Here is a 24,935-nt window from a genome sequence, read left to right on the forward strand (position 1 = left end):
AGCGTCTGTGCCCCGTTTTTTCATCCGCCTGTTCATTCCGGTATGCGGCCATTCACCACGCTTTGCAACCGGCTCAATCCGCTTATCCTAAGACTAATATCGCGGCACAACCAACGAATCTTCGCAACCGGATGTTCCGGGAGCGAAGTGGATTTACCCGACCAAAGCCTTTATGATGCTTTGGAAATAACAACGGATCAGGACCATGAGACACTTCGATATCGCCATCACCGGTGCGGGACTTGCGGGCCAGATCGCGGCCATCGCGCTGGCGCGGGCGGGCCGCCACGTGGCGCTCATCGCACCTTCCAGCGACAGGAAGGACCAGCGCACCACGGCGCTGATGGACCAGTCCATCCGCTTCATGGATCGTCTCGGCCTGTGGTCGCGCATCGCGCCTTCGGCCGCACGCCTTTCCACCATGCAGATCATCGATGGCACCGACCGCCTGCTGCGTGCACCCACCGTGCAGTTCCGCTCCTCCGAAATCGGGCTGGACGCCTTTGGCTGGAACATCCCCAATGAGGCGCTGCTCGGCGTTCTGAGCGAAGCGGTCGAGCAGGAACACAATATTACCCGCCTCGATGCCACAGCCGAGACGATCGACATCGGCAACGACCGTGTATCGGTGACGCTTGGCGACGGCGAAACGCTCTCCGCCGATTTCCTCATCGGTGCGGATGGCCGCAAATCGATGGTGCGGGATGCCGCCGGCATCGGCGTCAAATCCTGGTCCTATCCGCAGACGGCCATTGTTTTGAACTTCGGCCATAGCCGGTCTCATGGCAATGTCTCGACGGAATTTCATACCCCCACCGGCCCTTTCACCCAGGTTCCCCTGCCCGGCAACCGCTCCAGCCTCGTCTGGGTCGTCACCCCGCAACAGGCGGAGGAATTGACCGCGCTGCCGCTGGAAGCGCTCAGCCTGCGGATCGAGGAGCGCATGCAATCCATGCTGGGAGCCGTCACCGTCGAGGACAGCGTGCAGGCATGGCCGCTCTCTTCCATGACGGCACATCGCTTCGGCAAGGGCCGCGTCGCCCTTATCGGCGAGGCCGCACATGGTTTTCCGCCCATCGGCGCGCAGGGGCTGAACCTCAGCCTGCGCGACATCATCGCGCTGACGGAATTGCTGAGCGCCGTCTCCGACCGGCCGATTGCGGCCGATGCCGGCAGCAGCTTCGACCGCAGGCGGCGGGCGGATGTCTATAGCCGCACGCTGAGCGTCGATCTTCTGAACCGCTCTCTGCTTTCCGATCTCCTGCCGGTGCAGATGGCGCGCGCGGCGGGCCTGCACGTGCTTTCCGGCATCGGCACCCTTAGAAGCATGGTCATGCGCGAGGGCATCGAACCGGGCCGTGGGCTGAAGGCCCTGCCCTCACTGCTGTTCGGCAGCTTCAAAAAGGCTGGATGAAATAAACCACGCCGGTCAGCGTAAGGACCGACAGCACCGTCGAGATCAGGATCGTTGCCGACGCCCGCTCCTGCCAGACGTGATATTGCTGACCGATGACGAAAACATTCGTCGCGGTCGGCAGTGCGGCCAAAAGCACGGCCGAATAGATCCACACCGGCTCGAATCGGCCGAGCGACGAGAGCACGAGATAAGCGGCGAGCGGATGCAGGATCAGCTTTGCCGGCACGATATAGCTGATTTCCACCGGCACCCGTTTCATTGGCCGAAGTGCCAGCGTCACACCCATGGCAAACAATGCGCAGGGCGCCGCCGATTGCGCCAGATAATCCACCAGCCGCTGCACCGCCTCCGGCGGCTGCCATGACAGCGAGGCGGCGAGAAAACCGGCAATGACGGAGACGATGAAGGGATGGGTGATGACCTTGCGCGCCACATCCAGCGCAAGCTTCGCCGGGGAGCGTTTGTCACCGCCCGCAACCGCCATCATCGCCGGCGCGACGATGAAATGGGCGGCGTTTTCCAGGCAGACGATCAGCGCCACCGGCACCGCCGCCTTTTCGCCAAGCGCCAGAAGCGCAAGCCCCGGCCCCATATAACCGATATTGCCGTAGCTTGCCGCGAAACTCTGGATCGTGGTTTCGGCAAGGCTGTTTTTCCGCACGAACCGGCCGATCAGGAACACAGCCAAGAAAATGCCATAGGTGCAGGCGAGACTGGCCGCGACGAAATCCATCCGCGCCAGTTCTTCCACCGGCGTTTTCGATACCAGCTTGAAAAACAGCGCCGGAAGCGCCGCATAGATGATGAAGGTGTTCAGCCAGCCCATCGCCTCGACCGGCTGCTTCGTAATGCGCGCCGCCCCGTAGCCGATGAAGATCAGGCCGAAAAACGGTAACAGCAATCCGACGATATCCGTCACTATGTTTCCCCCGCAAGCAACTCCAGCGGGAGGCTTAGCCGATTTGCATCAGGATCGGAAAGGTCTCCTGGAACCAGATCGCCACATTGGTGATAAAACCGGACATGAAAGCGAGACCGGTCAGCACCAGCAACACGCCGAGCAGCTTTTCCACGAGGCCGAGATGGCGGCGGAAGCGAACGAGGAAACGCATGAAGGAGCCGGAAAACGCCGCCGCGATCCAGAACGGCACCGCAAGGCCAAGAGAATAGACCGCAAGCAGCGCCGCACCGTCGCCAACCGTATCGCGCGCGGCGGCGACCCCGAGAATAGCCCCCAGAACCGGGCCAATGCAGGGCGTCCAGCCGAAGGCGAAGGCAAGACCCATGACATAGGCCCCCGACAGCGTGGCAGGCTTGCCCGCCCCCTGAAACCGCGCCTCGCGCGAAAACAGGCCGATACGGAACACGCCGAGAAAATTCAGACCCATCAGAATGATGATGAAACCGCCGATCTTGGCGAGAATATCGAGATTCTGACGCAGAAGCGTGCCGATCGTCGAGGCGCCTGCCCCCAGCGCCACAAAGACCGTGGCGAAACCGAGCGTGAAGAAGAAGGCCGAAAACAGCACGGCCCTGCGAATCTCCGGCCGCGGCGCGGTATCTTCCGTCCTGAACTGCTCGACCGAAACACCCGCCATATAACAGAGATAAGGCGGCACCAGCGGCAGAACGCAGGGCGACAGAAACGAAAGAGCGCCGGCCAGAAGCGCGCTGAACAGGGAAATATCGGCAATCGACAAGAAAGAACTCCGCATTCCGCAAAGCCGCCGCGATTCTCGAGTTTCGCCGGCACTTCACGCTTCATTTTCGTGCATGTCATTGCTGCAAAAGGATTTCACCCGTTCGGCCGACATGTCTGAAGCCGGTTTTATCCCCAGCCGCCCCCTCTCTCCAATCACCTTTTCGGGGGTGCGACAAAAAAAACCGGATTGATTGTCGAAACCGCTTTTTTTGGGTTGACCGAACGGATCGCTCTACCTATGTTCCGCGCACTTCCGAAGGGCAGCCAAGCCCCGACACGGGAGAGCGTAGCTCAGCCGGTAGAGCAACTGACTTTTAATCAGTAGGTCCAGGGTTCGAATCCCTGCGCTCTCACCACCTCAAATCCAGTTTTCTGATATTTCGCAAAGAGTTAGCACCGAGCGTGACCGAACTCTGATCGGAATAGAAAAGATTCTCCCGCAGTCTTCGCGCGTAAAATAGCGATATCTGCCACAAGCCCGGGTTCAGAACAGCCGCTGCGATAAGGGTCACCGGCTCAAGTGCCAGCGTCCCGGCATGACCCGGCAGTCTTTTCAATCGCTCGGGATAGTTCCTTAAGCCGAAGTCTCGGCCCCGGAAATCACCAGATTTAATATTCCGACAAATCCAATCAGGAGATCATTTGCGCGCGGCAGTACGGCGGCAGCGCCAGTTCCAGTCTCTTGGCTCACCTGTGTCCATATGGACCGATTCGGTGTGGCAATAGGTGCCGACGCCACCGCGTTCCGGCAGGGAACGCAGATAGGTGGCAAGCTCCCATTTGGAGACGCCCTTGATCTGGATGTCGGCGGCATCGCAGGTGTAGTGCTTGGAGCCCTGCCTTATGCCCTTCGGCGGACGATACCCCGAGGTAACGATCGCCGGGCTGTTGTAGTGGCGCTCCACATCCTTGATCATCCGCACCAGTTCCGGCTTGAAACAGCCGACTTCGACACGGTCCGTCTGCAGGAAAAGCCCGTTCGGGGCGACGCGGGTGAGGCCGGAGAGCGAAGCGAGCTTCATGAGGCCGGTCGGCTGGTCATCCTCTTCATCGAGATGCGCATCGTCGAATTCGTCGGACATCATCGAGCGGCCGGAAAGGGCAATGCCCATCGTCCCGTCCGAAACTCCGGGCAATGCGGCGACCTGCGTATTGCCGGCCGTGCCGCTTTCAATCATTTTCGGCAGGCGCTTTTTGGCCGCACCGGCGAAAAATGCCGCAAGCGTTACGCCCTTACCCTCGCTTTCCTGCCCCTCGCCCGCCGCCTTTGCGTCCTTGGCTGGTTGCGCGGCAACAGCCGCGAGCTGTTCCGATGCCGACTGCGGCACGGGTACGGGAACCGGCTGACGATTTTCGCTGTGCTGTTCCGCCGGCGCCTGTGCGGCTGGCGGGACCTGAGCCGGCGCTGCCACCGGTTGCGCCTGCACCGGCGCCGAATAGACGCTGCTGACGGCGGGAACGATTCTTTGGGAAGGAGCACCCGCAGCAGTGGCCGTGCCCGGCGCCCCTGCGGCACCGGCGGACGCTGCTGCTGCGGATGCGGTGGAATAAATGCTTGTCGTCCCTGCGGAGATCGCCGTTGGCTGCGTCGTCAATCCGCCGATATCGGGGGCGGCGCCATAGGCCTGCGCCGGGCCGCCCGATGCCTGCGGCTGGGCTGGCGCGACCGCTCCGGCCGCCGATGCCACGGCCGGATCCACATAATGTCCCTGTTGCGCGCCGGCGGCGGCAGTTGGAGCGGCGTTCTGAGGCTTCTGTTGTGCGGAAATTTCCGGCTTTTTGGTCGCGGCGGCCATCTCATCGTCGGTCACCGCCGAAACGCATCCGGAAAGCCCGAGCAGCGAAACCGCGATGACGAGACGCTGACGGACCAGACGTCCTTTCGCGCTCTCGACAGTTGTCATGGGTGGCCTCCGTATCTTGCATTTCCAACAGCAGCACGGGAACGGGCGCGTGTGCTTCCCCAAAACGGGACTGGCCGTTTCGATTCGCGGACTATGCCTCATCCCCTCGGGACAAGGCAAGAGCACCCGAAAACGCCGCTGCTCGCCGGAAAATCCCTACCAGGAACCGGTATTCTGCATAGATATCCACGGTTCGGCTGGTGCGAGGCTTTCGCCCTTCTGCAGAATTTCGAAGGAAATACCATCCGGCGAGCGCACGAAGGCCATGTGCCCGTCACGCGGCGGCCGGTTGATGACGATGCCGTTCTGCTGAAGCCGGGCGCAGAAATCGTAGATATTGTCGACTTCGTAAGCCAGATGACCGAAGTTGCGGCCGCCGGTATAATCCTCTGTGTCCCAGTTATAGGTGAGTTCGAGGCACGGTGCCTTGTTTTCCTTCGCCGCAGCAATGTCGTCGCGCGCCGCAAGAAACACCAGAGTGAATCGGCCTTTTTCGTTCTCGATTCGGCGTATTTCCTCAAGACCCAGCAGGTCGCCATAGAATTTCAGTGATTCGCCAAGGTCTTTGACGCGAACCATTGTGTGCAGATACCGCATTTTCTTCCTCTCCATTACACGGGTCCGGAGCCGTTAAACGCATGATGGCAAGCCCCGGACAAGGACGGCGACATAAAAGCAGCTGCGTAAATCAAAAACTAGGGCTTGCGTGAAACCGTTACCAAGATGTTAATCTGGCGCACAGGAATCAGTTGACCGGTGTATGGCGCGTAATCGAGGGGTTGGCAGGATATGGCTGATAGGATGTCATCGAAAACGATAGTCGATGTCGAGGACCTTTCGGGCGATGCCGTGGACCTGACCGAAATTACCGGCGTCGTGAAGTGGTTCGATGTCGCCAAGGGTTTCGGCTTCATCGTGCCCGACAACGGCACGCAGGATGTGCTGCTGCACGTCTCCTGCCTGCGCCGCGACGGTTACCAGACAATTCTTGAAGGCACGCGCATCGTCGCCCTCATCCAGCGGCGCGACCGCGGTTTCCAGGCGTTCCGCATCCTGTCCATGGATCAGTCGACCGCCGTTCACCCCTCGCAGCTGCCGCCGGTGCGCACGCATGTGCAGGTAACGCCTTCGAGCGGGCTTGAGCGCGCCATCGTCAAGTGGTTCAACCGCACCAAGGGTTTCGGCTTCCTGACGCGCGGCGAAGGAACGGAAGATATTTTCGTGCACATGGAAACCCTGCGCCGTTTCGGCCTGACGGAGCTTCGCCCCGGCCAGGTGGTGCTGGTGCGTTACGGCGATGGCGACAAGGGCCTGATGGCGGCGGAAATCCACCCCGACAACCCGGTTTCCATCGGAATGTCGCATTGATGTCCGCCCTGCCCCATATGGTGAAAAGCGCCGTTATGGCGCTTCTTTTTTTCACGCTCGCCGCCGCCGCGCAGGCCCAGCAACAGCAGACATTCACCTCCGAACCGCTGCAGATTGAAACCGCCGGGGGAAAGAGCCACGATTTCACCGCGGAACTGGCGCTGAACAACGCCCAGCGTGAACAGGGCCTGATGTTCCGCAAGAGCATGCCGCTTGAAAACGGCATGCTGTTCGATTTCGGTGAGCCGCGTGACGTCGCCATGTGGATGCGGAACACGCTTATTCCGCTCGACATGCTTTTCATTGGCCGCGACGGCCGTATTACCCATATTCACGAAAACGCGGTTCCGCATTCGGAAGCGATCATCAGCTCCCGCGGGCCAGTAAAATTTGTGCTTGAACTGAATGGCGGCACTGCGAAACGCTATGGCATCAAGCCGGGCGATTTAGTTCGCAGCGCGCAAATCGGCAACCGGAAATGACGTTGCCGCGTTATTGCGTCAGAATGAGCCGGACGAGGTTTCGCCCGGCTGGCGCAATATTCAGTAGACCGGCTCGATATGGCTCAGAATCCGGCAATTGGAAATGGAAGCGGCAAGGCTGATGGCGATGTCGATCGCTTCGACCGAATCGGCCGTGCCTTCCAGATAGATCACATCATTTTCGACAGTTGCGGAAATGCGCGACTTTTCGAGACCCGATTCGAAGGCCAGAGCCGACGTGATTGCCTGGCATACGCCGGCCATGCGGTCTCCAAAGAAGCTTTCCTGAATGCCTGACAAATTGAACATATTCGTTCTCCTTCTTATGGACATAACAACGCCCTGAGGGCGGTTTTGTTCATCTCCGGTTCATCTATTTGTTCATCTTCCATTCATCTTGGAAAATTGGAACCCCCTGATCGATCACATTTTAGGTGATCGGGAACCATTTCGTGAGGCGGGCATTTCGCGCATGGGAGTGTGAAAGGCCTTCAAGGCAGGTAAAACAGGGAGGAGAATGACATGCTGATTAACAGAACGGAGCCGTGTCACCACGCCTCGTGGATGAAGCCGGTGGCGATCCACCTGCCGCTGTGCGTCGCCGTTGAAATCTACAGCCCGCTGGTGGCGCTGGACATGCTGATGTACCGTTGGCCCGAGGAACACGGGCCGGAATATGAAGAGGCGCGCAGGAACTGCCTCGATGCCATCGCCGGCAGATGCGACATCGAGAAAGCACGGGAATCGTTTCTCATCGCAAGCAGTCATGCCCATATCCTGAACGTCCACTAAAATTCATCGACCGTCATGACGATTGGGCCCTTCTATGCGGAGGGCTTTTTCTTTTGCGCGGCAGTTTCTGCGACGCCTCCATGCACGGCGCAGCCTGCACACCGGCCGATGATGACATGTAACTGTCACGCAAACGTTATAATCGGCAGAGACGAATTCCATGGAATCGATTGGCGCACAGACCGCCAAAAGCTTGGGAGTGGAACTGGCCAGCATGGAAACTGTCTTTGCCCTTTGCGCAATTCTGCTCCTCGGCTTCAATCTTCTCGGCATCGTTCTGGCCGGCTGGCGACTGACGAGACGGGACGCGGAAAACGATCTCGTCCGGCAAAAGCCGCCTGTCTCGCTCGTGGTGCCGCTGCGCGGCGTGGAGAACTTCACGCCCCTGACGCTGTCGCGCGCCTTCGAACTCAACTGGCCAGATTATGAGCTGCTGTTCTGCGTCGCCGATGAATTCGATCCGGTGATCGAGGAAGTTCGCAAGGCGCAAGCCGCCTTCCCCTCGGTTTCCATGCAGTTGCTCATCGGCGATGACCGCATCAGCGCCAATCCGAAACTGAACAATTGCGTCAAGGGCTGGCGGGCCGCCCGGCATGAATGGGTGATCCTGGCCGATTCGAATGTGCTGATGCCGAAATCCTATATTGCGACCATGATGTCGGCCTGGCGGCAGGATAGCGGGCTCGTCTGCTCGCCGCCGCTCGGCTCAAGGCCTGCGGGTTTCTGGGCGCATGTGGAATGCGCCTTCCTCAACGGCTCGCAGGGCCGCTGGCAATATGCGGCGGAAGCCATCGGCATGGGTTTCGCACAGGGCAAGTCGATGTTGTGGAACAAGCCGTTCCTGGAGGACAATGGCGGCATTCGCGCGCTGGCCGCTGAAATCGCCGAAGACGCCGCCTCGACGAAGCTGGTGCGAAGCGCCGGTCGCAAGGTGCATCTGGTATGCGCCCCCTTCGAACAGCCGCTCGGCCAGCGCAATGCCGGCGAGATCTGGTCGCGCCAAACCCGCTGGGCGCGGCTGCGGCGCGTGACCTTCCCGCAATATTTCGCGCCGGAAATCCTCACTGGCGCGCTTCCCCCGCTTCTCTTCGCGCTCGCCGCCGCCGCCATGATGGATATAAACCTCGCCGCAACCGCCTTTGCCGTCCTCGCCCTCATGTACGTGCCGGAACTTGCGCTCGCGGCCCTCAACCGTTGGCCGGTATCGCTCCATACGCTGCCGGCAATGATCGCCCGGGACATGATCATGCCCGTCGTCTGGGCGCGAAGCTGGATCGGCAGCGCGGTGGCATGGCGCGGTAATGTCATGACGATCGGCACGGCAGAGAGCACCCTGGCTGGTCCATCCGCGGAATAAATCACAGCTATTTGGAAGAAGTTACGCCGGAAAGCTGATGTTTTGCTTTAAAATGGTCGGAGTGGAGAGATTCGAACTCCCGACCCTCTGGTCCCAAACCAGATGCGCTACCAGACTGCGCTACACTCCGCCGAGGCGATGGCTGGGGAATACACGGTTCACCCGCAGTCCGCAACAGGGAAATTCATCTTTGTTCAGCCACGGCCCCGATGAGCAAAACGTAACCTCGAAACGGCAGCGCACGATCGGACGGCAAGGGGATAATCGTCTTGACTCTCACCTGAAGTCAGTCCATTTCAAATTCAACGTTCCTGACACGATTTGGTTATTCTATTCAGGTACGTGATGAATAATTCGGGGTGTTTCGCCCCGCTGTCCAACCGGAGCAGTTTCGACATGTCTGCGAAGATTTACCGCCCTGCAAAAACCGCCATGCAATCCGGCAAGGCGAAGACCAATGTCTGGGTTCTGGAATTCGACGCCGAGGTTCCGCGCAAGATCGATCCGATCATGGGCTACACCTCCAGTTCCGACATGAAGCAGCAGCTCAAGCTGACATTCGAGACGCAGGAACAGGCAGAAGCCTATGCCCAGCGCAAGGGCATCGAATACCGCGTCATCCAGCCGAAGGAAGCGACCCGCAAGGTGGTTTCCTACACCGACAATTTCCGTTTCAACCGCACCCAGCCCTGGACGCACTGAAACACGACGATCAAAGTTTTTGCCGGAGCATCTTTGCCCGGCATGACGGCCCCTTAGCTCAACTGGATAGAGCAACTGCCTTCTAAGCAGTAGGTCGCAGGTTCGAGTCCTGCAGGGGTCGCCATCTTTTCTGCAATGCCAGATACGTCCGGATTATCTCAAGGACTCCAAAACTTAGCGTCTGGCACCTCTGGACTCATTCGGTTTGCAATCAGCCCCTCATGAGGGGTCCGGCACCATGTCGCATGAGTGCGGATCAGCTACGCTTCGCTAACAGATTTGGCGCGGCTGCCACAGCCAGTCCCAATGCGGCGGAGATGAAGCCGATAAAGTCGGAGATCGTTTTCAGCTCGCCTTCGAAACCCATCCCTTGCAGCAATAGGCTTGTTCCGTAAAATAGTGGTAAGACGAACCCAAAGATAGTTATCAGGAATAGCGCGACTCTCTGGGCAGCCAATGTCGTAGGACGCGTTGGTTCCCACCGAAGCAGCAGGATGATGACGGCCAGAGCAGAAATGCTCAAGAAAACGTCGATCACCAACTGAGCGTTCACGTTTATCAGGCTGTCATTCGTCCAGAAGTTTATTCCGGAGACAGATACGAGAAGAAAAAACACGATCGAAACCACGATCGCCTCTGTCTTGCTGGACATGCCTGGGTCAAACACGAGAGCTCCGCAGACGATGCCTACAGTCATGGCCAACGGCAAGAGAAGCATTCGCCCCCATTCTCCCGTGTTCGTGTTTTTGGTCACCCCCGATACGGTTGGGGCAATTGCGTCTAAGAACCACCAGCCGACGCCAACGCCTAACAGACTAAGCACCATAAACGCGCCAAGACTTACCAAAACTCCCACTGCGATAGCCCAAACCGCCCGCCCCATTTTGTTCCCCCGACCGTGGCGCTACTGCTATGCCGAACAATACCGTGGAATCGATCAATATTAAATGACCGTGCTGAGGCGGCTTTATTCAATGACGGAAGATAACTGGTGGCGACAATTGTCGCAAAGCGCCCAGATGCGGGAGGTGACTGCGCTTCCGGTCGTGCAGATTCGCGGCTCATGCGCTCTCGAAAGACGAGCCTACCCCTGCCCCATCAACGTGAAATACCCCCACACCGCCACGAAAAATGCGATGACAGCCGCAATCATCAAAGCCTTCCTGGCTTTCGGCCCCAGCGGTTCGCGTGGCTTCTTCGGCGGCACCGGTTTGCGGAACTTCACCACATTGTCGTTCATTCTATCTTCGTCCTGACTATCGCTGCTGAAAGCTCAGCCGCGTTTATGGCATCGATCTTCCCGGATTTATCTCTATCAGACCAGAACTATCATAAATATTACCAAGTTTTCACTTCACCCTTAGGGCAAGCTATGTCACTTCCCACAATCAGAGGAATACAACGGCGACAGATGGACGGACAAACCGGAGAGCGGCGACAACCCTCTGTGGTATTTTGAACTTTGCGGGTGACGAGAATGAATGACGCCAATACGAGTGGCAGCGATACACAAAACAGCCAGCCCGATCTGCGCGAGATTCTGGGAACGAACAGAAACGGCCGCAAGAAAAAGTCGCGTCGGTATCTCTACGCCGCAGCAGCCATTGTTCTGATTGGCGGAGGCCTCGGCTATTATTACCAGTCACGTGCGGCAGGTGTCGCCTATAGCTACACCACTGAAGCCGCGCGTCAGGGCGATCTCTCGGTCATCGTCACCTCCACCGGCTCGGTTCAGCCGACGGATCAGGTCGATATATCGAGCGAACTGTCCGGCACCGTGCGCAAGGTCAACGTCACCTATAACAGCCCGGTCAAGGCGGGAGACGTATTGGCGGAACTGGATACCAACAAGCTCGAAGCCGACGTCCAGAGCGCCCGCGCCAAGCTTGCTTCCGCCAAGGCCAATGTGCTGAAGGCGCGCGCCGATCTCGGATCGGCCAAAACCTCCATGGAGCGCCTGAAATCGCTGGTGCAGAACCGGGTCTCCAGCCAGCAGGATCTGGACGCCGCGCAGTTCACCCATGATGCGGCTGCCGCGACACTTGAAGTCAACGAGGCGACCGTGCTTTCGGCGGAAGCGGATCTGAGGCTCGCCGAGGTCAATCTCGGCAAGGCCAAGATCGTCTCGCCCATCGATGGCGTTATCCTCACCCGCAGCGTCGATCCCGGCGCCACCGTCGCCTCCTCGCTCAATGCCCCGGTGCTGTTCACCATCGCCGGCGATCTGCGCCACATGGAATTGCAGGTCTCGGTGGATGAGGCCGATGTCGGCAAGGTCGAGACCGGTCAGAAGGCCAATTTTAACGTCGATGCCTATCCCGACCGCAGCTTTCCAGCCGAGATCGAGACCGTGCGCTTCGCCTCGGAAACCGTATCCAACGTCGTGACCTACAAGGGCATACTGACTGTCGATAATGAGGAATTGCTGCTGCGCCCCGGCATGACGGCGACCGCCAATATCATCGTCGAAGAAATCAAGGATACGCTGCTGGTGCCGAATTCCGCGCTTCGTTATACGCCGCCGCGCGAATCCGCCTCCCGTGGCGGCGGGTTGATGAGCCTGTTCCGCCCACCGCGCATGGGCCGCTCGCAGAACCGCGATGCCGGTCAGGCGGCCGCGGCCGGCAAAAGAACGGTCTGGGTGCTGCGCAACAACACGCCAGTTTCCGTCGCCATCGAAACCGGTTCCACCGACGGCCAGCATACCGTGGTAAAATCGGGCGAGTTGAAAGCCGACGATCAGGTGATTACCGACGCCACGGCCCGCAACGCCGGCTGACGGAGGACAAGCCCATGCAACAGCCGCCGCTCATCGAATTCCGCGATGTCGTCAAGCAATATGGCCGCGGCGAAGCGACCATCCGCGCGCTCGATGGCGTCAGCCTCTCCATTCATGAGAAGGAATTCGTCGCCATCATGGGGCCGTCCGGCTCCGGCAAATCCACCTCGATGAATATCATCGGCTGTCTGGATGTGCCGACATCAGGCGAATATCTGTTTCAGGGCGTGCCGACCAGCGGCTTCGACAACGAACATCTGACGCTGCTGCGCCGGCATATGCTGGGTTTCGTGTTTCAGGGTTTCAACCTTCTCTCGCGCACCTCGGCGGTGGAGAATGTCGAGCTGCCGCTGATCTATCGCGGTATGAAGGCCTCGGAGCGGCGCGCGCGCGCCATGGAGGCACTGGCGCAGGTGGGCCTGAAAGGCCGCGAGGACCACACCACGCAGGAGCTTTCCGGCGGCCAGCAGCAGCGTGTGGCCATCGCACGCGCCATCGTCACCCGCCCCGCTTTGCTTCTGGCCGACGAGCCGACCGGCAATCTCGATACGAAGACCAGCATCGAAATCATGGAACTGATTACCGCGCTCAACCGCGACAGGGGCATAACGGTGGTCATGGTCACCCATGAAGAAGATATCGCCGCCCATGCCGGGCGTCTCCTGCGTTTCGTCGATGGCCACCTCGCCTCCGACAGTGCGACGGACGAAAAGGAGACCGCCGATGTTCTTTGAAACGTCGCGTCTTGCGCTGCGCGCCATCAGCCGCAACCTCCTGCGCTCCTTCCTCACCGTGCTCGGCGTCGTCATCGGCGTCGCCGCCGTCATCGCCATGGTCACCATCGGCAACGGCACGACCGAACAGGTGAAATCGGAACTGTCGCGGCTCGGCACCAACATGCTGTTCGTTCGCCCCGGCCAGTTCGGCCCCGGAAGGGCGAGCACCGAAGCCAAACGTTTCGATGACCGCGATGTCGAGGCCATCCGCAACCAGATATCGGGCATCCGCGCCGTCGCACCGCAGAACCGCAGTTCCGCGGCCACGGTCATTTTCGGCGGCAAGAACCACCAGACAAGTGTGATCGGCACCACCAACGACTATCTGATCGCGCAGGACTGGACCATCGCGCTCGGCCGCGATTTCCAGCCCGCCGAAGATCGCGGCGGCCAGATCGGCTGCATCATCGGCGAAACGGTGCGGCAGGAACTGTTCGGCGCGGAAAACCCGGTGGGGCAGACGATCCGCGTCAGCAACATCTCCTGCCCCGTCATCGGTGTGCTGGGCAGGAAAGGCCAGTCCGGCCTCGGTGACGATCAGGACGACACGATCATCATGCCGCTGAAAATCCACCAGCGGCGCATCGGCGGCACCACCACCATTTCCTCGATCATGGTCTCGGCGCAGGACGGCGTTTCGACAGCCAAGGTGCAGAGCGACCTGCAGAACCTGCTGCGCGAGCGTCGCCGCATCGGCATCGGCCGCGAGGATGATTTCACCGTCAACGACATGACGCAGATCGCTTCGGCCATGACCGGCACGACGACGTTGCTGACAGGGCTTCTCGGCGCGGTCGCGGCTGTCAGCCTTCTTGTCGGCGGCATCGGCATCATGAATATCATGCTGGTTTCGGTAACGGAACGCACCCGCGAGATCGGCATCCGCCTTGCCATCGGCGCGCTGGAAAAACAGGTGCTGACGCAGTTTCTGGTGGAAGCCGTCATGCTGTCGGCCTTCGGCGGCCTTGTCGGCATCTTGACGGGCCTCGGCCTTGCTTATGCGGTCGTCGGGTATCTCAACGTGCCCTTCGTCACCAGCCCGTCGATCATCTTCCTCGCCTTCGCCTTTTCGGCGGCCATCGGGGTGATTTTCGGCTATTTCCCGGCACGACGGGCGGCGAGCCTGAGCCCGATAGAAGCGTTGCGGCATGAATGAAAGCCAGCGTTCAAACCGCTACCGGCTTTGTGTAACAACCTCTTCCCGGGGATTGACCCGATCCGCGTTTAGTCGCTCACCGGGGAGCGTGCACTATCTGCCCACTCTTCAAGTGCGCGCTCTATATCGTCCTGATAGGATGGCAGGTTCTCCTTCTCACTGATGGCGCGGAGATACGCTTCCACGGCATTCCGCTGCAAAGGGGTCAGTAAGGAAAACGTCTCCTGGCGTCCGCACAAATAGGGTGCGAATTCGTGCCTGTAGTCGCCATTGAGGTCGGCAATCATATAGGCGGGCAGATGAAAGCGCATTCCTTCAGCATCAAGGAAGGCGGGGCTGCCGGAATGTCTGTTAAGGTCCTTCAGCGGGATCGCGGCCCAGTCATTCTTCTCATCGCCAGCCCGGCATGCGGCGCGGACCTCATTGCTCGCGTAGTCGTCAAGCGCCTGCGCCTCGGAGAGGCCGACGCCCACGCCCAGGGCGACATCCGCGAATGCCTCTCGCACCACGGCTTTGGCCTTCGCAATATTATCGGGTTCCGGCCTCATCAAATCGTCTGCCTGTTCAATGATGCGCTCCCCCACTCCCGTCGCCATGCACTGTCGGCCAGTCTCCACCTTCGGTCCGCTCGAGCGGGGGACTATTCAACGTGTCCCCCTTGGATGCCGCCGCAGATCCCTTTGTCTCCTCCCAGTAAAACGCAAGGCAAACAATACCGGCAATCAGCGTCAGGCCAGCCACGACGCTGGCGACGATCAGACCTATCGTCCAGATATCAATCGAGGCGCTACTGATGTCCATCCCGGTTCACTCCCGATCAATCCTGCCGGCCACACGCCGTTCCAGCACGGGCGGCAGGCGGTTCCGCCCCTCCTGCCAAACCTCGCAGAATATCCGATATACTTGCTGATCTTGCGTCAGGGCGTCAATCGGATAGGCTCGCCCTCAAGTTTACCGGATGGAGTTTGGATGTTCAAATCGGTATCGGACAGCGCCGCTGCCGCAGACGGCGGTTCGCTCGCCCTCTTCGTCGAACGGATTGACGGACAGACGGAGCTGTTTGTGATCAATCGCTCCCTCGCGTCACGCGGGACACCCGACTACAACAGAGTCAGCTCAAGTCTTCGATCACTTGCCGGGGAGGATTGCGGGAAGATCGCGGCGGCTCTCGAGCCGCTTTTGACAACGACACCATCGATTCATCCGCTGGCGGATTTTATCGATACGCTGAAACAGCAATCATCCCGCTGACCGGAAAAATGGCGCAGCCAATCAAACGCTGGCTTCAGCCTCACGCTGCTTTGCCAGCGCCGCCAGATCGGCGGGCTTCAGCTCAACCGATTCACCGCAGCCGCAGGCGGATGTCTGGTTCGGATTGTTGAAGGTGAAACCGGAGCGCATCTTGGTCACTTCGAAATCCATCTGGGTGCCGAGCAGATAAAGCACGGCGGAAGGCTGAACCCAGACCTTCGCCCCTTCGAATTCAACCAGATCGTCCTTCGCATCCGGTTCGGTCACGAGGTCGATGGTATATTCCATGCCCGCGCAGCCGCCCTTCTTGATGCCGACGCGCACGCCCCTGGCGTCCGGGCCGGAATTTTCGACGATTGCTTTAACGCGCGAGGCGGCAGCCCCGGTCATGGTCATGATCGCAAAGCCCATGGGCTTAATTCTCCTTCGACAATCGAGTTCAAGGCTCGATGCTTATGGATTTCAATCTAATAGCGCCTGAGAGTGTCATCAAGGGATGACACCCGTCAAAATCACGTCAGTACCAGCCGACGGCGACCTGTGCTTCTTCCGACATGCGGTCCGGCGTCCATGGCGGGTCGAAGGTCATTTCGACCACGACACCGGAAACACCCTCGACGGCACCGACGGCATTTTCCACCCAGCCCGGCATTTCACCGGCCACCGGGCAACCGGGGGCCGTCAGCGTCATGACGATCTTGACCATCCGGTCGTCCTCGATGTCGATCTTGTAGACGAGACCGAGTTCGAAGATATCGGCCGGAATTTCCGGGTCGTAGACGGTCTTCAGCGCCGCAATCACGTCGTCGCTGAGGCGCGCCAGCTCATCCGGCGGAATGGTCGAAACCTTTTCCTGAGCTTCGGTCGCATCCTGGGTCTTTGCAGTGGCTTCGGCAGTCATGGTCTTAAACCTCAATCCTGATCTCTCAAATCCCGATATCAGGCGAAAAATTTGCGCGCATATTCCAGCGCCTCAACAAGAGAGTCTACTTCGGCGCGGGTATTGTAAAGGCCGAACGATGCCCGGCATGTGGAGGTGACGCCGAAGCGTTTCAAGAGCGGCATGGCGCAATGGGTGCCCGCACGTACCGCAACGCCGCGCCGGTCGATCACCATCGAGACATCATGGGCGTGAATGCCCTCGAGCTCGAAGGAGAAGATGCCACCCTTGTCAGGCGCATTGCCAATGATGCGCAGCGAATTGATCTCGCGCAGACGCTCCGCGGCGTAAGCGGCAAGATCGGCCTCATGCGCGGCAATCGCGGCGCGGCCAAGATTGTCCATGTAATCCAGCGCGTAACCGAGACCGATGGCCTGCACGATGGGCGGCGTACCGGCTTCGAAACGGTGCGGCGGCTCGTTATAGGTCACATTGTCTTCGGAAACGTCGAGGATCATCTCGCCGCCGCCCTGGAACGGCCGCATCTCGCGCAGGCGATCCGCCTTGCCATAGAGCACGCCGATGCCCGAGGGGCCGTAAAGCTTGTGGCCGGTCATCACATACCAGTCGCAATCGATATCGCGCACATCAACCGGCATGTGAACCGCGCCCTGCGAACCATCGATCAACACCGGAATGCCGCGCTCATGGGCGATGCGGCAGATTTCCTTGACCGGCACGATGGTACCGAGCGCATTCGACATATGGGTGATGGCAACGAGCTTGGTGCGCTCCGTCAGGCTCTTTTCGAAAGCCTCGATGTGGAACGCGCCGTCATCATCAACAGGCACCCAGACGAGCTTCGCACCCTGCCGCTCGCGGATGAAATGCCACGGCACGATGTTGGAATGATGCTCCATGATCGAGATGACGATCTCGTCGCCCTCGCCGATCTTGGGCATGCCGTAACCATAGGCAACCGTATTGATCGCCTCGGTCGAGGATTTGGTGAAAACGATCTCGTCCACCGAACCGGCGTTCAGGAACCGGCGCACCTTTTCGCGCGCCGCCTCATAGGCATCGGTTGCGGCATTGGAGAGGAAATGCAGGCCGCGATGCACATTGGCGTATTCGTTCGCATAAGCATGCGAAACGGCGTCGATCACCGCCTGCGGTTTTTGAGCGGATGCGCCGTTGTCAAGATAGACCAGCGGCTTGCCATAGACTTCGCGCGACAGGATCGGGAAATCCCGGCGCACGGCTTCGATGTCATAAGGGGCCGCCACTGCGGCGCGTTCGCTCTCAGGCATGATGTTCCAGCCAGCCGGAGATGATCGTCTCCAGCGCCTCTACCAGATTTTCTTCTTCCAGTTCCTCGACGATCTCGGCGACGAAGGCGTTGACGAGCATCGCCCGTGCCTTTGCCCGCGGCACGCCGCGCGCCATCAGGTAGTAGAGATGGTTGTCGCTGATATCGGCAACCGTCGCACCATGGCCGCACTGAACGTCATCGGCGAAGATTTCCAGTTCCGGCTTTGCCGAGAACTCGCCATCGTCAGACATCAGCAGCGTATTGCAGGCCATCTTCGCGTCGGTCTTCTGGGCATCGGGCGCCACCCGGATCATGCCCTGGAAAATGCCCTTGGCACGGTCGAACACCACGTTGCGGAACACTTCCGTCGAGGTCGTGTTCGGCACGTTGTGGCCAAGAACCATCGTCACGTCGGTATGCGTTTCGCCACCCAAAAGGTTGACGCCGCGAACGATGAGGTCCGTGCCCTCGCCTTCCACGTCGATGCGCAGTTCCTGCCGCACCAGCTTGCCGCCGGCATTGACAATGAACAGGCGGATTTTGGCATCCGCGCCGATTTTCATGCGCAGCTGGGCAAGATGGATATCGGCTGCACCCTGTTGCTGCAGGATGATCCAGGTCACTTCCGCACCGTCTTCAACGACGATGTCGGTAACGGAGGAAACAAAGGCTGCATCCGAAGTCACCGAAAGGTGACGTTCGATGACGGTTGCCTTGGAACCCTTGCCGAAACGAACCGGGAAGCGGCTGTGAACCTGGCCTGCGCCATGGACCGCCTGCAATTCGATCGGCTTTTCGATATCGGCATCGGCCGGAATGTCGAGCACCAGACCATCACGCACGAAGCTGCCGTTGATGCGGCCGATCGCGTCATCCTTGCTGGCTTCCGCAAGACCTGCGGCCGCGGAACCGTCAGCCAGGCTTTCGGCAAAGCGCGACACGCGGATGTCTTCGATCTTGCCGATATCGGCCGTGCCGTGCTGCATGTAGGCAACCAGAGAGCCGGCAACCGTCGGCGCCTGCTTCTCGATAACCGGCGCGGGCCGGTCTTCCGGAACGGCACGCAGCAGGCTCTTCAGATCGGTATAGTGCCACGCCTCGATGCGGCGCGTCGGAAGACCGCCTGTCTTCAGATCGTCGAACAGCACGTCGCGGGCAGCGACAACGGCGCCATCGCCCGGCAATTCGCTGAACTTGGCGGTGTAGGCGTCGACCAGCGCGGTTTCCGCTGGCGTCAGCCGGTTGGTAGCTTGAATGTTCATGGACATCACCTCCTGGCCCGACTTAGGCCGCTTCACCGATGATGTCGGCGTAACCATTGTTTTCCAGTTCCAGCGCCAGCGCCTTGTCACCCGAGCGGATGATCTTGCCCTTGTAGAGAACGTGAACGCTGTCGGGCACGATGTAATCGAGCAGGCGCTGATAGTGGGTGATGACGACGGTGGCGCGATCCGGCGACTTCAGCGCGTTGACGCCGTCAGCCACGATCTTCAGGGCGTCGATGTCGAGACCGCTATCGGTTTCGTCGAGAACGCAGAGCTTCGGCTCCAAGAGCGCCATCTGCAGGATTTCAGCGCGCTTCTTCTCACCGCCGGAGAAGCCGACGTTGAGCGGACGCTTCAGCATTTCCATGTCGATCTTCAGGTCGCCGGCCGCTTCCTTGACGCGGCGAATGAAGTCCGGCGTCGTCAGCTCGGACTCGCCGCGCGCCTTGCGCTGCTCGTTCATCGCAACCTTGAGGAACTGCATGGTGGCGACACCGGGAATTTCAACCGGATACTGGAAGGCAAGGAAGATGCCCTTGGCCGCACGCTCGGCGGCATCCAGTTCCAGAATGCTTTCGCCGTTATAAAGAATGTCACCGGAGGTGACTTCATAATCTTCGCGGCCCGACAGGATGTAGGACAGCGTCGACTTGCCGGAACCGTTCGGCCCCATGATGGCGGCAACCTCACCGGCGGCAACCTTCAGGTTGAGACCCTTGATGATCTCGGTTTCGGTATCGGCGATCTTTGCGTGCAGGTCGATGATTTCAAGCATGGATGTATCCTAAGAATTGTGTGAGCGAAGGTGCGCGAACATCGCGCACTCAAATGCGTGTTTGGGTGACGATCAGCCGACCGAGCCTTCCAGCGAAATGCCAATCAGCTTCTGCGCTTCCACGGCAAATTCCATCGGCAGTTCCTGAATGACTTCCTTGACGAAGCCGTTGACGATCAGTGCGATGGCCGCTTCTTCCGGGATGCCGCGCTGCAGGCAGTAGAAGAGCTGATCTTCGGAAATCTTCGACGTCGTCGCCTCATGCTCGAAATGAGCGGAGGAGTTCTTCGCCTCGATATAGGGCACGGTATGCGCGCCGCACTTGTCGCCGATCAAAAGCGAGTCGCACTGCGTGAAGTTGCGGGTGTTGGTTGCCTTGCGGTGGGCAGACACCTGGCCGCGATAGACGTTTTCCGAAAAGCCGGCGGCGATGCCCTTGGCGATGATGCGGCTCGAGGTGTTCTTGCCGAGATGGATCATCTTGGTGCCGCTATCGATCTGTTGATGGCCGTTGGAGACCGCGATCGAATAGAACTCGCCACGGCTGTCATCGCCGCGCAGGATGCAGGACGGGTATTTCCAGGTAATCGCCGAGCCGGTTTCCACCTGCGTCCACGAAATCTTCGAACGGTTGCCACGGCAATCGCCGCGCTTGGTCACGAAGTTGTAGATGCCGCCCTTGCCTTCCTTGTCGCCCGGATACCAGTTCTGGACGGTGGAATATTTGATTTCGGCATCATCGAGCGCCACGAGTTCAACCACGGCGGCGTGAAGCTGGTTCTCGTCGCGCTGCGGCGCCGTGCAGCCTTCCAGATAGGAGACGTAGGCGCCCTCTTCGGCGATGATCAGCGTGCGCTCGAACTGGCCGGTGTTCTTCTCGTTGATGCGGAAATAGGTGGAAAGCTCCATCGGGCAGCGAACGCCCTTCGGCACGAACACGAAGGAACCGTCGGTGAAGACGGCCGAGTTCAGCGTCGCGTAGAAATTGTCCGTCGTCGGGACGACCGAGCCGAGATATTTCTTCACCAGTTCCGGATGCTCGCGCACGGCTTCCGAAATCGACATGAAGATGACGCCGGCTTTCGCCAGTTCCGCCTTGAAGGTGGTGACGACCGAGACGCTGTCGAACACGGCATCCACGGCAACCGGGCGCTTTTCGACACCGGCGAGGATTTCCTGTTCCTTCAGCGGAATGCCGAGCTTCTCATAGACCTTCAAAAGCTCCGGGTCGACTTCATCGAGCGACTTCGGGCCGGGCGCGGTCTTCGGCGCGGCGTAATAATAAAGGTCGTTGAAGTCGATCTTGGGGTAGCTGACGCGCGCCCAGGTCGGCTCTTCCATCGTCAGCCAGCGCTTGTAAGCCTCAAGACGCCATTCCAGCATCCATTCGGGCTCCTGCTTCTTGGCCGAAATGAAACGGATCACCTCTTCCGAAAGGCCCTTCGGGGCCTTGTCGACTTCGATATTGGTTTCGAAGCCATATTTATACTGGTCCACATCGATCTGGCGGACCTGATCGATCGTTTCCTGAACCGCTGCCATGTCGTTCTCCAATCTCGCCGGAGCCAAGGTCCGGTGGCTTGTCAACGTATCAAGGCGGAAAGCCGCCTTATCCATCTTCGGGCAATGTCACCGCGCCGTAAGCGGGGCGGAGCTTATACCCATGTAAGTGCGGGATGGCGCTTTTCACACATCCCGGCAAGCGGAAAATTGCTATTCCGCAATTCTTTGCCGCATTTTAAGCGGCCTGACCGGCCAGCCTGCGCCGCCCGGCAATTTTCGCAAACGCCGCAAGCGTCCGTTCGATGTCCGCCTCGTCCGTCGCATGGCCAAGGGAAATCCGGAGCGCGCCGAGCTTGGGATCGCACCCCATAGCCGTCAGCACATGGCTTTCCCCCACCTTGCCGGATGAGCAGGCCGAACCGGCAGAAAGCGCGATACCTTCGATATCGAAAGCGATCTGCCCCGTTTCCGCCTTCAGGCCCGGCAGGGTGAAAAACGTGGTATTGCCAACGCGGGCAACGTCCTCGCCGTGGATGATCACATCCGGCGCGCTCACCCGCATGCCGTCTTCCAGCCGCGCCCGCAGAGCCGCAAGACGCGCCGCTTCAATCTCGAGATTTTGGGCCGCCACAGCGGCAGCGGCGCCAAAGCCGATAACCGACAGGGTATTTTCCGTGCCGGAACGATGCCCCTTTTCCTGCCCGCCGCCATGGATCAGCGGCTTCGGCATCATAACCTCGCCGCGCGAGATGAGAGCGCCAGCACCCTTGGAGCCACCGAGCTTGTGGGAGGAGATGACCAGGAAATCCGCCTCGAGCGCATTGATATCGAGCGGAACCCGGCCTGCCGCCTGCACGGCATCAACCACCATCAATCCACCCGCCGCATGCACCAGCCGCGCCGCTTCCGCCACCGGCTGGAGGATGCCGGTCTCATTGTTCACCAGCATGCAGGCAACCATCGGCAGGCCGGTGGAAGCATCATGCGAAGACAGAAGCGCCTCAAGTGAGGCAAGATCGATGACGCCCGCTGACGTAACGGGAATTTCCGTAACGTCAGCCTTGCCGAACCGTCCGCCTTCGCGGAAAGCGGGGTGCTCGATGGCTGAAACATAAAGATGGCCATAACGCACCGGAGCGCGCCCCATCTTGAAATCCGGTGTCAGCACCAGATTGGCGGCTTCCGTCGCGCCGCTGGTGAAGGTGACATGGGCGGCCTGCGCACCGGCAAGTGCCGCAACCTCGCGGCGGGCGCCCTCAACGGCGGCACGGGCGGCACGCCCTTCCCGGTGGACGGAAGACGGATTGCCGGCAAGATCGAGCGCGGAGACGAGAACATCGCGCACGGCGGGCAAAAGCGGCGCCGTCGCGTTCCAGTCCATATATGTCCGCGTCAAAACCGTCATGACGATGAGGCTTCATCCAATCTTCAATGCGCCAAAACGCATTTTTCTTGAAATTACAGTTGCGCTTGCCTTATGACACCACCCGAGTGCTTTAGCACACGCAAAGTTTCGAATTATTCTAAACTGCGTTCTAGAAAAGATGACAGAGTTCGTCAAGTCTTCTCATCGGAAGAATGCGGTTGGAGAATGAAAAAACACGACCGGAGTACCAATGCCCGAAGTCATCTTTAACGGCCCTGCGGGTCGCCTCGAAGGCCGTTATCAACCCTCCAAGGAAAAGAGCGCGCCGATAGCGATCATCCTTCATCCGCATCCGCAGTTTGGCGGCACGATGAACAACCAGATCGTCTATCAGCTGTTCTATCTTTTCCAGAAGCGCGGTTTCACGACGCTCCGGTTCAATTTCCGCTCCATCGGCCGCAGCCAGGGTGAATTCGACCATGGCGCGGGCGAGCTTTCCGACGCCGCTTCCGCACTCGACTGGGTGCAGAGCCTGCATCCCGATTCGAAAAGCTGCTGGGTCGCCGGTTATTCCTTTGGCGCCTGGATCGGCATGCAGCTTCTGATGCGCCGCCCGGAAATCGAAGGTTTCATGTCGATTGCGCCGCAGCCCAACACCTACGACTTCTCCTTCCTCGCCCCCTGCCCGTCGTCGGGCCTCATCATCAACGGCGATAGCGACAAGGTCGCGCCTGAGAAGGATGTGAACGGCCTGGTGGAGAAGCTGAAGACCCAGAAGGGCATCCTCATAACCCACCGCACCGTTCCCGGCGCCAACCACTTCTTCAACGGCAAGGTGGACGACCTGATGGGCGAATGCGAGGACTATCTCGACCGCCGCCTGAATGGTGAGCTTGTGCCGGAACCGGCGGCGAAGCGCATTCGGTGATTGGCCGTCCGGTATCCGGGCAGGCTTGAATTCCTATAGTGATACCCAGCGGGCAGGGCAGAGGGGGGTGAACCGCACCCACCGCCGTCTAACGTGATCGCACCAAAACCCCACCCGTCACCGGCTCCCTCACCCCCGTCGTACCGGGATAGGTCAGCGGCAAACCCTTCAGCGAGCGCACCGCCAGATAGGCCCAGGCCTCCGCCTCCATCGCCCCACCATCGAAACCCGCCTCCTCCGCCGCGATCACCCGCGCGCCCACCTTTGCGGCAAGCTCGGCAAATTCCGCCATGATCACCGGATTGAGCCGCCCGCCGCCACAGACCACATAGGTCTTCGCCGCCTCCGGCAGGTAACTTGCCGATTTGAGGATCGCGGCCCCCGTCAGATGCGCCAGCGTCCGTGCCCCATCCGCCAGCGAGACTTCCCCTTTTTTCGGCGGCAGGAAATCGCCACGGTCCAGCGAACGGCGAATGTTGGCCGAGAAGAACGGGCTTTCCATATAACGCGCCACCAGCGACGCGACGACGCTGCCGCCCGCCGCCGTCTTGCCGCCCTTGTCGAAGGCCTTGCCCGTATGCGCCTCGATCCACTGGTCGATCAGCATATTGCCGGGGCCGCTGTCGAAAGCGGCAAGCCGCCCCGCCTCACCGATATAGGTCAGATTGGAGATACCGCCGATATTGACGAAGACGGCCGGCGTTTCGAACCCATCGGGCAGATTTGCGGAAAGCGCCATGTGATAGGCGGGGATCAGCGGCGCACCCTGCCCGCCATGGACCATATCGTTGGCCCGCATGTCGTAAACCACATCGATGCCGGTCTCAGCAGCCAGAAGCGCGCCATCGCCGATCTGCACGGTCAGCGCCTCATCCGGCCGGTGCAGCACCGTCTGACCGTGAAAACCGATCACATCGATATCGCCTGGCTGGAGCCGGTAACGATGGAGGAAGGATTTGACCGCCGCCGCATGGGCAAGCGTCAGCTTGCGCTCGGCCTCCACTAGGTCGCCGGGACGTTCTCGTCGTTCACGAATGGCTTTGGCCGTAACCAATGCCTTCTGCCAGATGGCGCGCAGGCCCGGATCATAGGGGAAATATCCGCTCGGCCCATGCCGCACCACGCTTTCGCCATCCGTGCGCAAAAGGGCGATATCGATGCCGTCCATCGATGTGCCGCTCATCAGCCCGATTGCCGTTTTGACCTCGCCCACCTGCCGC

Annotated in this window: 27 protein-coding genes and 3 tRNA genes; 13 read left to right on the plus strand and 17 right to left on the minus strand. The window is 59.9% G+C overall.

From position 1 onward, the window contains the following. Positions 1-205: 205 nt before the first annotated feature. Complete coding sequence (locus ACIK7D_RS08205; protein WP_400156054.1) at positions 206-1,414, plus strand: UbiH/UbiF family hydroxylase; 1,209 nt, start codon at positions 206-208, stop codon at positions 1,412-1,414. Here ACIK7D_RS08205 and ACIK7D_RS08210 read toward each other — a convergent pair. After that, the gene (locus tag ACIK7D_RS08210; protein ID WP_035263560.1) at positions 1,398-2,336 is read right to left on the minus strand and encodes an AEC family transporter; all 939 of its coding nucleotides are present in this window, start codon (positions 2,334-2,336) and stop codon (positions 1,398-1,400) included. The two genes, ACIK7D_RS08205 and ACIK7D_RS08210, sit on opposite strands and share 17 nt — an antisense overlap. A gap of 34 nt (positions 2,337-2,370) precedes the next feature. Next, positions 2,371-3,117 (minus strand): cytochrome c biogenesis CcdA family protein, encoded by a 747-nt coding sequence (locus ACIK7D_RS08215; RefSeq protein WP_003523449.1) that lies wholly within the window; start codon positions 3,115-3,117, stop codon positions 2,371-2,373. Between the two features lie 282 nt (positions 3,118-3,399). Here ACIK7D_RS08215 and ACIK7D_RS08220 point away from each other — a divergent pair. Next, positions 3,400-3,475: transfer RNA gene (locus ACIK7D_RS08220), tRNA-Lys, on the plus strand. A gap of 282 nt (positions 3,476-3,757) precedes the next feature. Here ACIK7D_RS08220 and ACIK7D_RS08225 read toward each other — a convergent pair. Continuing rightward, positions 3,758-5,023 (minus strand): YcbK family protein, encoded by a 1,266-nt coding sequence (locus ACIK7D_RS08225; RefSeq protein ID WP_400156055.1) that lies wholly within the window; start codon positions 5,021-5,023, stop codon positions 3,758-3,760. 156 nt (positions 5,024-5,179) lie between these two features. Continuing rightward, complete coding sequence (locus tag ACIK7D_RS08230) at positions 5,180-5,620, minus strand: VOC family protein (protein WP_059760310.1); 441 nt, start codon at positions 5,618-5,620, stop codon at positions 5,180-5,182. 192 nt (positions 5,621-5,812) lie between these two features. Between ACIK7D_RS08230 and ACIK7D_RS08235 the strand changes: the two genes are divergently transcribed. Further along, positions 5,813-6,391, plus strand: a complete 579-nt coding sequence (locus tag ACIK7D_RS08235; protein ID WP_004442353.1) for a cold-shock protein — start codon at positions 5,813-5,815, stop codon at positions 6,389-6,391. Next, complete coding sequence (locus tag ACIK7D_RS08240) at positions 6,391-6,873, plus strand: DUF192 domain-containing protein (RefSeq protein WP_400156056.1); 483 nt, start codon at positions 6,391-6,393, stop codon at positions 6,871-6,873. Before ACIK7D_RS08235 ends, ACIK7D_RS08240 begins: the two co-directional genes overlap by 1 nt. A 60-nt stretch (positions 6,874-6,933) precedes the next feature. On the opposite strand, the gene ACIK7D_RS08245 is transcribed toward ACIK7D_RS08240, so the two are convergent. After that, complete coding sequence (locus ACIK7D_RS08245; RefSeq protein WP_400156057.1) at positions 6,934-7,182, minus strand: BON domain-containing protein; 249 nt, start codon at positions 7,180-7,182, stop codon at positions 6,934-6,936. A 213-nt stretch (positions 7,183-7,395) separates the two neighbouring features. Here ACIK7D_RS08245 and ACIK7D_RS08250 point away from each other — a divergent pair, with 213 nt between their 5' ends. Both ACIK7D_RS08250 and ACIK7D_RS08255 read left to right on the plus strand, forming a co-directional pair. After that, positions 7,396-7,665, plus strand: a complete 270-nt coding sequence (locus ACIK7D_RS08250) for a DUF982 domain-containing protein (protein ID WP_003522644.1) — start codon at positions 7,396-7,398, stop codon at positions 7,663-7,665. 214 nt (positions 7,666-7,879) lie between these two features. Then, complete coding sequence (locus ACIK7D_RS08255) at positions 7,880-9,022, plus strand: ceramide glucosyltransferase (RefSeq protein WP_400156058.1); 1,143 nt, start codon at positions 7,880-7,882, stop codon at positions 9,020-9,022. A 53-nt stretch (positions 9,023-9,075) separates the two neighbouring features. Here ACIK7D_RS08255 and ACIK7D_RS08260 read toward each other — a convergent pair. Continuing rightward, positions 9,076-9,152, minus strand: a tRNA-Pro gene (locus ACIK7D_RS08260). Positions 9,153-9,418: 266 nt separating this feature from the next. Between ACIK7D_RS08260 and ACIK7D_RS08265 the strand changes: the two genes are divergently transcribed. Together ACIK7D_RS08265 and ACIK7D_RS08270 are read left to right on the plus strand one after the other, a co-directional pair. Beyond that, on the plus strand, positions 9,419-9,724 hold the full coding sequence (locus tag ACIK7D_RS08265) for an ETC complex I subunit (protein WP_003507982.1): 306 nt from the start codon (positions 9,419-9,421) through the stop codon (positions 9,722-9,724). 47 nt (positions 9,725-9,771) lie between these two features. Further along, a tRNA-Arg gene (locus ACIK7D_RS08270) sits at positions 9,772-9,848 on the plus strand. Between the two features lie 132 nt (positions 9,849-9,980). On the opposite strand, the gene ACIK7D_RS08275 is transcribed toward ACIK7D_RS08270, so the two are convergent. Together ACIK7D_RS08275 and ACIK7D_RS08280 are read right to left on the minus strand one after the other, a co-directional pair. After that, positions 9,981-10,442: a hypothetical protein gene (locus ACIK7D_RS08275; RefSeq protein WP_400156059.1), complete on the minus strand. Its 462-nt coding sequence runs from the start codon at positions 10,440-10,442 to the stop codon at positions 9,981-9,983. A gap of 366 nt (positions 10,443-10,808) precedes the next feature. Further along, the gene (locus tag ACIK7D_RS08280; RefSeq protein WP_400156060.1) at positions 10,809-10,964 is read right to left on the minus strand and encodes a hypothetical protein; all 156 of its coding nucleotides are present in this window, start codon (positions 10,962-10,964) and stop codon (positions 10,809-10,811) included. A gap of 237 nt (positions 10,965-11,201) precedes the next feature. Here ACIK7D_RS08280 and ACIK7D_RS08285 point away from each other — a divergent pair, with 237 nt between their 5' ends. Genes ACIK7D_RS08285 through ACIK7D_RS08295 form a run of 3 tightly spaced genes read left to right on the plus strand, consistent with a single transcriptional unit; the run spans position 11,202 to position 14,435 of the window. Beyond that, positions 11,202-12,503, plus strand: coding sequence for an efflux RND transporter periplasmic adaptor subunit (locus ACIK7D_RS08285; RefSeq protein ID WP_174022453.1), 1,302 nt, complete (start codon positions 11,202-11,204; stop codon positions 12,501-12,503). A 14-nt stretch (positions 12,504-12,517) separates the two neighbouring features. Further along, positions 12,518-13,237 carry an ABC transporter ATP-binding protein gene (locus tag ACIK7D_RS08290; protein WP_080816776.1) on the plus strand — a complete coding sequence of 240 codons (720 nt, stop codon included), beginning with the start codon at positions 12,518-12,520 and terminating at the stop codon, positions 13,235-13,237. Further along, complete coding sequence (locus tag ACIK7D_RS08295) at positions 13,227-14,435, plus strand: ABC transporter permease (protein WP_065655182.1); 1,209 nt, start codon at positions 13,227-13,229, stop codon at positions 14,433-14,435. The genes ACIK7D_RS08290 and ACIK7D_RS08295 overlap by 11 nt, the downstream gene beginning before the upstream one ends. A 68-nt stretch (positions 14,436-14,503) precedes the next feature. Here the strand turns inward: ACIK7D_RS08295 and ACIK7D_RS08300 are convergent, their stop codons facing one another. After that, positions 14,504-15,031, minus strand: a complete 528-nt coding sequence (locus ACIK7D_RS08300; protein WP_400156061.1) for a DUF6714 family protein — start codon at positions 15,029-15,031, stop codon at positions 14,504-14,506. A gap of 373 nt (positions 15,032-15,404) precedes the next feature. On the opposite strand from ACIK7D_RS08300, the gene ACIK7D_RS08305 reads away from it, so the two are divergent. Continuing rightward, the gene (locus tag ACIK7D_RS08305) at positions 15,405-15,686 is read left to right on the plus strand and encodes a hypothetical protein (protein WP_400156062.1); all 282 of its coding nucleotides are present in this window, start codon (positions 15,405-15,407) and stop codon (positions 15,684-15,686) included. Positions 15,687-15,707: 21 nt separating this feature from the next. Here the strand turns inward: ACIK7D_RS08305 and sufA are convergent, their stop codons facing one another. From sufA to ACIK7D_RS08340, 7 genes are all read right to left on the minus strand, one after another. After that, complete coding sequence (gene sufA / locus ACIK7D_RS08310) at positions 15,708-16,097, minus strand: Fe-S cluster assembly scaffold SufA (RefSeq protein WP_059760334.1); 390 nt, start codon at positions 16,095-16,097, stop codon at positions 15,708-15,710. Between the two features lie 106 nt (positions 16,098-16,203). Beyond that, positions 16,204-16,587, minus strand: coding sequence for an SUF system Fe-S cluster assembly protein (locus ACIK7D_RS08315; protein WP_003522655.1), 384 nt, complete (start codon positions 16,585-16,587; stop codon positions 16,204-16,206). A gap of 38 nt (positions 16,588-16,625) precedes the next feature. Continuing rightward, positions 16,626-17,876 carry a cysteine desulfurase gene (locus tag ACIK7D_RS08320; RefSeq protein WP_400156063.1) on the minus strand — a complete coding sequence of 417 codons (1,251 nt, stop codon included), beginning with the start codon at positions 17,874-17,876 and terminating at the stop codon, positions 16,626-16,628. Beyond that, positions 17,869-19,140, minus strand: a complete 1,272-nt coding sequence (gene sufD / locus ACIK7D_RS08325; protein WP_400156064.1) for a Fe-S cluster assembly protein SufD — start codon at positions 19,138-19,140, stop codon at positions 17,869-17,871. The genes ACIK7D_RS08320 and sufD overlap by 8 nt, the downstream gene beginning before the upstream one ends. Before the next feature lie 22 nt (positions 19,141-19,162). Beyond that, positions 19,163-19,918, minus strand: coding sequence for a Fe-S cluster assembly ATPase SufC (gene sufC, locus ACIK7D_RS08330; protein WP_003522658.1), 756 nt, complete (start codon positions 19,916-19,918; stop codon positions 19,163-19,165). 72 nt (positions 19,919-19,990) lie between these two features. Beyond that, entirely contained in the window at positions 19,991-21,460 is a 1,470-nt protein-coding gene (gene sufB / locus ACIK7D_RS08335) for a Fe-S cluster assembly protein SufB (protein WP_003522660.1), read from the minus strand. A gap of 196 nt (positions 21,461-21,656) precedes the next feature. After that, positions 21,657-22,826 (minus strand): cysteine desulfurase family protein, encoded by a 1,170-nt coding sequence (locus tag ACIK7D_RS08340; protein ID WP_400156065.1) that lies wholly within the window; start codon positions 22,824-22,826, stop codon positions 21,657-21,659. Between the two features lie 211 nt (positions 22,827-23,037). Between ACIK7D_RS08340 and ACIK7D_RS08345 the strand changes: the two genes are divergently transcribed. Then, positions 23,038-23,715, plus strand: coding sequence for an alpha/beta hydrolase (locus ACIK7D_RS08345; RefSeq protein ID WP_035263309.1), 678 nt, complete (start codon positions 23,038-23,040; stop codon positions 23,713-23,715). Between the two features lie 88 nt (positions 23,716-23,803). On the opposite strand, the gene ACIK7D_RS08350 is transcribed toward ACIK7D_RS08345, so the two are convergent. Then, entirely contained in the window at positions 23,804-24,928 is a 1,125-nt protein-coding gene (locus tag ACIK7D_RS08350; protein ID WP_262533006.1) for an anhydro-N-acetylmuramic acid kinase, read from the minus strand. Between the last annotated feature and the right edge of the window lie 7 nt (positions 24,929-24,935).

The organism is Agrobacterium sp. P15N1-A, assembly GCF_044626815.1.
Taxonomy (GTDB): Bacteria; Pseudomonadota; Alphaproteobacteria; order Rhizobiales; family Rhizobiaceae; genus Agrobacterium; species Agrobacterium leguminum.